This window comes from Endozoicomonas sp. SESOKO2, assembly GCF_024606245.1.
Taxonomy (GTDB): domain Bacteria; phylum Pseudomonadota; class Gammaproteobacteria; order Pseudomonadales; family Endozoicomonadaceae; genus Endozoicomonas_A.
In genome coordinates, this window is record NZ_JAHHPQ010000256.1 from 1 (window position 1) to 7,808 (window position 7,808).

Genomic DNA, 7,808 nt, shown 5'->3' on the forward strand with positions numbered 1-7,808 from the left:
AGAAGATCAGGCCTTCGTTGCCGTATTCAGCCCTGGGGAAGAAACACTTTCTATTCGCCGGTTCGCCACTGACAATGGACAGATGGACAGTGCTTATATGATTGACGACAGGGTTGATTTACCTTCCCTCACACCAGGTTCATTTGCGACCGTCAGGCTGATGGCAACGGAAGATTACCTGTACGCCATTATTTACAACAGCGATGGACGACTGTCCGTGTTGACCTACGAAGATCAGGTCAATGTCCATCGTTTCGACACCACTATTAAACCTGCGGCGGCAAAGTCTATGCATCCGGTATTTGTGGGTAAAAAAGTCTATCTGGCCTTTGAAAATACAGATATTGAGGAGGATAGTCGGCAGGTACAGATGCAAGAAATCGTTCTGGCTCTTGAAAGCTATAACAATCCAAAATCCCGTGCTGCTTCATCATCTGCCGGATTGTCTGCGGTCCTTCCTGATTGGGGAGTTGCGCCTATTGCAGTGGGCTCTGTGATGGTTGCAACGGTTGCAGTTCTCGTAGCCTTGAAGTGGTTCAAAAGACAACCACCCGGATCAAAAATGGAAACCTCTGAATTACTACCCTTAGAAAAACGTAAATAACCGACAACCAGAAGATTCCTGGCAGCATTTATGCTGGCGTTCCCGGCATGACAACAGGCAAGATACTTAAAACCTGCCTGTGAGAACAACAAAACGCAAAACTGAATCCGACAGCTGAAGGTTTCCAAGTTAACGCAGTTTAGGTATCTTACGCCGACTTTTTCATTTGCAGACTATGTGCCTTTTATGACCGACCCAGTTGAACCTGATCACAGCCCCGATGCGACTAAACGTCGAGAAATAAAAAGTTTTGTCCTGCGCACTGGTCGTATGACCACAGGGCAGCGTCGTGGCTGGGATGAATGCTGGGACAAGTGGGGCCTGCAAAAGGAAGACGGTCCATTAAACATCCGTGAAGTCTTTGGTCGGGAGGCACCTGTCGTACTGGAAATCGGCTACGGCATGGGTCTGTCTCTGGTTGCCATGGCAAAAGCCGAGAGCGACAAGAATTTTATCGGTATTGAAGTGCATCGCCCGGGGGTTGGCAGCCTGTTGAATGAATCCCGGCTGGCAGGTGTTACCAATGTTCGCAGCTATTGTGACGATGCTGTTGAAGTGCTTCGTGAATGCATAGCCGATGGCAGCCTGTCCAGAGTTCAGATTTATTTCCCTGACCCCTGGCACAAAAAGCGTCATCACAAGCGTCGCCTGGTTCAACCCAAATTTATTGCAGCCATCAGACCGAAACTGGCTCTGGGTGGTGTTATCCATCTGGCCACAGACTGGGAAAACTATGCTGAACAGATGATGGAAGTCATGACGGCCGCTGAAGGTTTTAAAAATCAGGAAGGTAAAAGTCAGTATGCACCAAGGCCAGACTTCAGACCGCTGACCAAGTTTGAAAAGCGCGGTCAAAGACTGGGTCACGGAGTTTGGGATCTGCTGTTCGAGAGAACAGAATAAATCTTACCCCATCCGGAAGGGGCAGAGTTTCAATCGCTTTGCTCCTCTTAGCAACGCCCCAGCTTCTCCGACAATATCCCGACACAGATTGTGATCACCAGCAATACCGGAGCGAGAGTGTAATGATTGAAGTAGCCCAGTAAGTTGCCGAGCCATTGAGGCGCAAAATAAAAGATCGCACCAAACAGGACGAGATTCAAAACAGCTCTTGCAGGAATTCTCACTGCGGCATGGAGCCGGTTCATCCAATCAGTGCTCCATGAGGCAATAAAACGTCCCACAAAGGCCACTGCTACCGCTGTCAGGGCCATAGCGATAACATCAAGATGCTCACGAGCCAACTTTGACAGAAAAATAATGTTGTCTGTTATCCATTCCATAGTTCACCCTTCGTTTTGAGTAAGGATACAGTTCCCAACAGATTCCAGAAAATGGCGTCCAGTCGCTAATTGAGTGGGAACATCATCCATCAGTAAACAGAGCCAGCAGATCATTCAAAAAGAGTCGTCCCTGTTTCGTTGGCTGTAATCGATCCTGCTCGAGCAAACCTTTTTGAATCGCTTGCTGACATTGAACGTCTATGTCTGAGTAGGCCATTCCGGTTCTTTGCTGAAACAATGAGTGATCAACCCCCTGGTTAAGACGCAGAACATTCATCATAAACTCAATCGGCAGATCATCCTCATTCAATATTCTACTGCCCGCTTCAAAGGGTTTATCCGCTGCCAGATAGTCTGAGGGCATTCTGGTTTTCCAGTTTCGATAAATTCTGCCCATCTCCTGCTGGGTCATCTTGCCATGAGCCCCCGCACCAATGCCGATATAGTCACCAAACTGCCAATAGTTCAAATTATGTTTTGCCTGTCTGCCGGGACGACTATAGGCTGAAATCTCGTACTGCTGATAGCCTGCCTCTGCCAGTAAATCCCACCCTTTTTCCTGAATGGACCAGAGGGTATCGTCCTCGGGTAAGACCGGAGGTTTTGAATAGAAAACCGTATTGGGTTCAATGGTGAGCTGGTACCAGGAAATATGAGTCGGTTCCAGTGCAATTGCTTTCTTCAGATCTGACAGACCGTCCTGAATGCTCTGGCCGGGCAGTCCGTGCATCAGATCAATATTGAAGTTGTCAAAGCCCATCCCCCTCAGGGACTCAATCGCCTTGCGCGCTTCATCTGAACTGTGAATACGACCCAGCGTCTTGAGCTTTTCGTCCTGAAAACTCTGAACCCCCAATGACAATCGGTTGATACCGGCTTTTCGATAATCTTTGAACCGGTCATGTTCATAGGTCCCGGGGTTGGCTTCCATGGTGATTTCAATATCCGGCGAGAAACGGATTCTCTTTTCCAGCTCACAGAGAAAACGATCAAAACCTCTGGCAGACATCAAACTGGGGGTACCGCCACCGAAGAAAATCGTATTAAGCGCTCTTCCCTGGAGAGTATTCACTTCACTGTCAAAGTCTGTTAACAGGGCATCGATATAAGCGTCTTCTGGAATACCATCGCTGAGCGCATGGGAGTTGAAGTCACAGTAAGGGCATTTTTTGACACACCAGGGAATGTGCACGTAAAGGCTCAATGGAGGAAGTTCGAGCATATTGAGAATCAGGCCAAGTGATTAAAGCGACCAGGTGTCATCACCGGCCGCATTGAGAAAAAGTAACATGCGTCTGTCAGAGGCGTTGCTTCAACTGCTTCAAAAGCTGTGTCATGGCTTTTGCCCGGTGGCTGATGCTGTTTTTCTGTTCCCGACTGAGTTCAGCCGCTGCACAGTTCTGATCAGGCACATAAAAAAGAGGATCATAACCAAAACCCCGATCACCAGAAGGTGCCTCCAGGATGTAGCCCTCCCAGCTTCCATGACATATCAGAGGAGTGGGGTCTTCTGCATGGCGCATGTAGACCAGTACACTGTGAAAACGAGCGGTTCTTTGCTCTTTGGGCAATCCTTCCAGTCTCTGCAAGAGCTTCTGATTGTTCTCTCTATCGGTGGCCTCTTCACCGGCAAATCGTGCCGAGTAAATACCTGGCTGGCCATTCAGGGCATCCACTTCAATCCCGGAGTCATCAGCAATGGCTGCAAGACCTGTGATTTTTGCCGCATTTCTGGCCTTGATCAAAGCGTTTTCTACAAAGGTCAGCCCTGTTTCCTCAACAGAACCTAGGCTGAACTCACTTTGAGCCAATACTTCAAAATCCAGCCCTGAGAGCATCTGCTGAAGCTCCTTCAGCTTGCCCTGATTACCACTGGCCAATACTACTTTCTTTGGCTCTTGCTTTGGCTCTTGCTTTAGCTCTTTTTTTACCAATGACTTCACTGGCCACCCTCGTAAAATTTCTGGCTGAACTGAATGGTATGACTCTGACTGGCGCCTTCAGGGTGTACTTTGATGGTGAATTTTAGCATTTCTTCATTACTGAACCGGAAACCTGCCAGATAATAGATGGCATCACCTTCCCTGATTTCCTTGAATTTCAGCGCTGACTGCTGACCCAGAAGGTTGGCGGTTTTGCCATCAAAAGAGGCTTTTACTGCCTTGCCTTCCTCACTGTCCCTGACGTTTCGGACAACCATATTGACCAAGCCATTTTTTGGCCCGCGCTCCAGGTCATAAGTCTTGGCTATGTCAGGCTGAATAAAGGTGCTGGGGAATGCACTGTAATACACTTCATAGTCGCCAAACCGGGCCGGTTTGTCATTCATGACACGGGCTTCGGGTACCGGGGCAGCATGGGCCCCCGAAAAAACGGCCAGCGCCAACAGTAGACTGAACAGCCTTACACAAGCCATGACTTCACTCTCCTCGAGTCAGATGATAGATAGCCACTTCTCCCATCAGGTTGGGCAGCAGGCGGGTTCTCCAGCCTCCCCTGTTGGCGCTATCTGTTACCATACGATTAATGATCTTCAGCTTTTTCTGATGGCAAAGATCTTCAAAATCCTTAAACGTGCAGAAGTGTATATTAGGTGTGTCATACCAGGTATAAGGCATAAATTTGGATACCGGCATTCTACCTTTGGTAGCCAGATACCAACGGCAACGCCAGTGACCAAAATTCGGGAAGGTAACAATGCACTCCCGGCCCACTCTCAGCATTTCATCGAGTGCTAAATGGGGAAACTGCAAGGCCTGTAGAGCTTGAGTCATCACCACGGTATCAAAACTTTGATCGCCAAAATTGTCCAACCCCTGGTCAATGTTTTGCTCAAGAACGTTCACGCCACTTTCAATACAGTTCTGAATATTCTGTGGATTAATCTCCAGCCCATAACCCCGAACCTGCTTGTTTTTGCCCAGGTCTGCCAGCAGAGTGCCTTCACCGCAGGCCAGATCAAGAACCCGACTGCCCTGGTCAATCCAGTCACTGATAATGGCAAAATCAACACGGTTACTCATACAGCAGCCTCTTTGCACTCGACAGCGACTCGTTTCATATAGCCCGAAATGGCATTCACATATCGGGGAATGTTCATCAGGAATGCATCGTGCCCCTGGGGAGCATCCACTTCCATGTAAGAGACCTGCTTGCCCGCCTTCAGGAGTGCATCGGTAATCTCTCTGGAACGCTCCGGGGAGAAACGCCAGTCGGTAGTGAATGAAACCAGCAAAAAGTGTGCTTTGGCTGGAGACAGGGCCTGAGCAAGATCATCATTAAACTTCCGGGCCGGATCAAAATAATCCAGTGCCCGGGTCATCAGCAGATAGGTGTTGGCATCAAAGCTGCCAGAGAAGTGTTCCCCCTGATAGCGGAGATAGCTCTCTACCTGGAACTGAGCGCCATAATCGAAACTGTACTCCCCACTCTTGAGTTCACGGCCAAACTTCTGTCCCATGGCATCATCGGACAGATAGGTGATGTGGCCTACCATCCTGGCTAATCCCAGGCCGCTCTTGGGTAGCGTTCCCTCTTCAAGATATTGGCCATCCCGAAAGTTTTCATCGGAGCGAATGGCCTGACGGGCCACTTCATTGAAGGCAATATTCTGTGCCGACAGTTTCGGTGCAGAGGCAATGACTACAGCATGACGCAGACGTTCAGGATAAGCCATAGACCAGTAAAGCGTTTGCATGCCGCCAAGACTGCCACCCACCACCGCAGCCCATTGTCGAATACCCAGATGATCTGCCAGTCTGGCCTGGCTCTCGACCCAATCTTCCACAGTCAGTATGGGAAAATCAGAACCGTAGAGTTTGCCAGTTTGTGGGTTGATACTGATCGGGCCTGTGCTGCCATGACAACCCCCGAGATTGTTCAGACTGACAACAAAGAAGTGATTGGTATCCAGAGGCTTGCCGGGACCAATAAAGTTATCCCACCAGCCAGGCTTACGGTCTTCCATGGTGTGATAACCGGCTGCATGGTGATGGCCACTGAGCGCGTGGCAAATCAAAACACCATTATTCTTTTCGGTATTCAGCTCACCATAGGTTTCAATTACCAGGTCATATTCGTTCAGGGTTTGACCACAACTTAGCCGAAGGGGCCGATCAAAATGAACCGTTTCGGGTTCGACCAGGCCCACCGAGTCAGGGGGAATAGTTTCTGGCATAGTTACCTATCTATCACTTGTTACCGTGAAACACTTTTCAGCACGTCGAGTGATGAAAAACTGTTCTTTTACTCATGGTGCTTTCCACGGATTGTCCATCGGCATGCATGATCATCAGACGAACACAGTTAACCTGGAAACCCAATCTGCATTCACAATCGGTAGAGGCTGCTGCAAAAGTTGCGAGCATAGCGCAGCACTTTTGCGGCAACCTCAGAACGGGGGAGTGTATCTATTTGATGGATACTTGTCAGTATGCAAGCCGGAGATCGCAAGAGTGAGTTCAGTGAAACAACACTCATCACATCAAATTCCTGGTTTGATACTTCATTGCAGGTGTCATTTTCAATAAAAATGACTTCATCCCCATGAAGATGAAATCTCTTTTTCTGAAATAGAAAATAGCCATTAAAAAATAAATACTGACTCAAGACCTCAGGTTCTTTAGTGGCTAAGCAGAAAACAACGGTCCAGAGCCAACTCCGTCAAAGCCAGCAGATGACTCAGGAAAACACCTTCTACCTGACGTGAAGAAAAGTAAAGATGCTGATCTTGAATGTATTCGTCGACGCTCTGATTACAGGTCAGGGAGATGTAAAAAGCCCTCATCGCTTCATCCTCGACATTGAGAACAGAGACAATTGTTGCGTCGGGTAGTGTCGTTTCGCTCATGCAAAACTCCTTGAGGCATTCCACCTCTATTACACAGGATCTTTGGCTGTCCTGTGCAATTCTGAAAAGCATCAAGATTCCTGAATGACTTCAGTAAAATTCCTGTGAGCCACACCAGCGACCTTTATTACCGTGAAGGTTGTCCCGCTGCACCGACATTAGAGATGGATCAGGAAAAGGGAAGTAATGAGTCGGTAGCAGACTGTTCAACCGGTAAGCGATGCTCGTCGTTTTCAAAGCATTTCTGAAACGATAGATTCACTTCAGAACAGAGTCATAAACATTCGCCTATCACCCTCATTCTTGTGTAATTACTTCGCAAGTATAGCCTGCATATAAGTAACTTATCTGAACTTAGCCTGAAGTATGTGCTATCGTAGAGCCAGTGTAAAAGTCACCCTTAACTGCACAGAAGCCTGCCAAACTGCTGCTTCGTTAGAATAGGCAGGCAGCTATCTGTTACAGACAGGCTGATTTCGTCCGAACTATTTCCCGGTGAAAAAGTAACAACTATGTCCATTGAATCCTTAAGCCAACTTGAAAACAAGCTTCAAAACCTGATCGACAAACTTGAGCTCACTCGAATGGAGCTTGAGGAATTGCGTTCAACCAATAACCGTCTGGAAGACGAAAACACTCATCTGAAACAGGAATTAAGTTCCTGGAGCGACAGGGTGGGTACTCTGTTAGGCAAACTGGACAGCGTATCCGATGAAGCTGAAGATGTGGCATACGAGCAGGCATAAAAGGTCATAAATCAGGTTCATGGCCCATGCTTCGGGAATGAAGCTCCTGCTCTTTAGCTGCCAGGCAGTTTCTACCGCCTGATTGTCATCAGGCGGAGAATGATCCGCTTTCCATTGCTTCAAGTTGCTCCAGCGCTTCAATCCACTCTTCTTCGGTTTCCGCGATGCCCTTCTTATATCGAGTCTGTTGATCGAGCAATAATTTCAAACGTTCTTTTTCTGCACTTTCATAGAGCTCCGGACTGGCCAGTTCAGATTCAACCTCAACCAGCAACGATTGCAACTTCTCCAGTTTTTGCTCCAGAGAATCCACTTTCTTTTTCATA

The 7,808-nt window shown here is 48.1% G+C and carries 10 protein-coding genes and 1 pseudogene; 3 read left to right on the forward strand and 8 right to left on the reverse strand.

Going from position 1 to position 7,808, the window contains the following annotated elements:
- Together KDK17_RS06075 and trmB are read left to right on the forward strand one after the other, a co-directional pair.
- A partial coding sequence (locus KDK17_RS06075; protein WP_257287598.1) for a hypothetical protein occupies window positions 1–604 on the forward strand: 604 nt, incomplete at its 5' end.
- 186 nt (window positions 605–790) lie between these two features.
- A complete protein-coding gene (trmB, locus tag KDK17_RS06080; RefSeq protein ID WP_257287599.1) occupies window positions 791–1,507 on the forward strand; it encodes a tRNA (guanosine(46)-N7)-methyltransferase TrmB in 717 nt (238 codons plus the stop codon).
- A gap of 47 nt (window positions 1,508–1,554) precedes the next feature.
- Here trmB and KDK17_RS06085 read toward each other — a convergent pair whose 3' ends face one another.
- From KDK17_RS06085 to KDK17_RS06115, 7 genes are all read right to left on the reverse strand, one after another.
- Complete coding sequence (locus KDK17_RS06085; RefSeq protein WP_257287600.1) at window positions 1,555–1,887, reverse strand: DUF3392 family protein; 333 nt, start codon at window positions 1,885–1,887, stop codon at window positions 1,555–1,557.
- An 82-nt stretch (window positions 1,888–1,969) separates the two neighbouring features.
- Entirely contained in the window at window positions 1,970–3,109 is a 1,140-nt protein-coding gene (gene hemW / locus KDK17_RS06090) for a radical SAM family heme chaperone HemW (protein ID WP_257281295.1), read from the reverse strand.
- A gap of 76 nt (window positions 3,110–3,185) precedes the next feature.
- Entirely contained in the window at window positions 3,186–3,830 is a 645-nt protein-coding gene (locus KDK17_RS06095) for an XTP/dITP diphosphatase (RefSeq protein ID WP_257281294.1), read from the reverse strand.
- A complete protein-coding gene (locus tag KDK17_RS06100) occupies window positions 3,827–4,303 on the reverse strand; it encodes a DUF4426 domain-containing protein (RefSeq protein ID WP_257281293.1) in 477 nt (158 codons plus the stop codon). Before KDK17_RS06100 ends, KDK17_RS06095 begins: the two co-directional genes overlap by 4 nt.
- Window positions 4,304–4,307: 4 nt before the next feature.
- The gene (metW, locus tag KDK17_RS06105; protein ID WP_257281292.1) at window positions 4,308–4,910 is read right to left on the reverse strand and encodes a methionine biosynthesis protein MetW; all 603 of its coding nucleotides are present in this window, start codon (window positions 4,908–4,910) and stop codon (window positions 4,308–4,310) included.
- The gene (locus KDK17_RS06110; RefSeq protein ID WP_257281291.1) at window positions 4,907–6,064 is read right to left on the reverse strand and encodes a homoserine O-acetyltransferase; all 1,158 of its coding nucleotides are present in this window, start codon (window positions 6,062–6,064) and stop codon (window positions 4,907–4,909) included. Before KDK17_RS06110 ends, metW begins: the two co-directional genes overlap by 4 nt.
- 444 nt (window positions 6,065–6,508) lie before the next feature.
- Window positions 6,509–6,736: a hypothetical protein gene (locus KDK17_RS06115; RefSeq protein WP_257275441.1), complete on the reverse strand. Its 228-nt coding sequence runs from the start codon at window positions 6,734–6,736 to the stop codon at window positions 6,509–6,511.
- Between the two features lie 512 nt (window positions 6,737–7,248).
- Between KDK17_RS06115 and KDK17_RS06120 the strand changes: the two genes are divergently transcribed.
- On the forward strand, window positions 7,249–7,482 hold the full coding sequence (locus KDK17_RS06120; RefSeq protein ID WP_257275442.1) for a cell division protein ZapB: 234 nt from the start codon (window positions 7,249–7,251) through the stop codon (window positions 7,480–7,482).
- An 88-nt stretch (window positions 7,483–7,570) separates the two neighbouring features.
- Here the strand turns inward: KDK17_RS06120 and KDK17_RS06125 are convergent.
- A pseudogene (locus KDK17_RS06125) lies at window positions 7,571–7,808 on the reverse strand (ABC transporter ATP-binding protein); the annotation flags it as partial.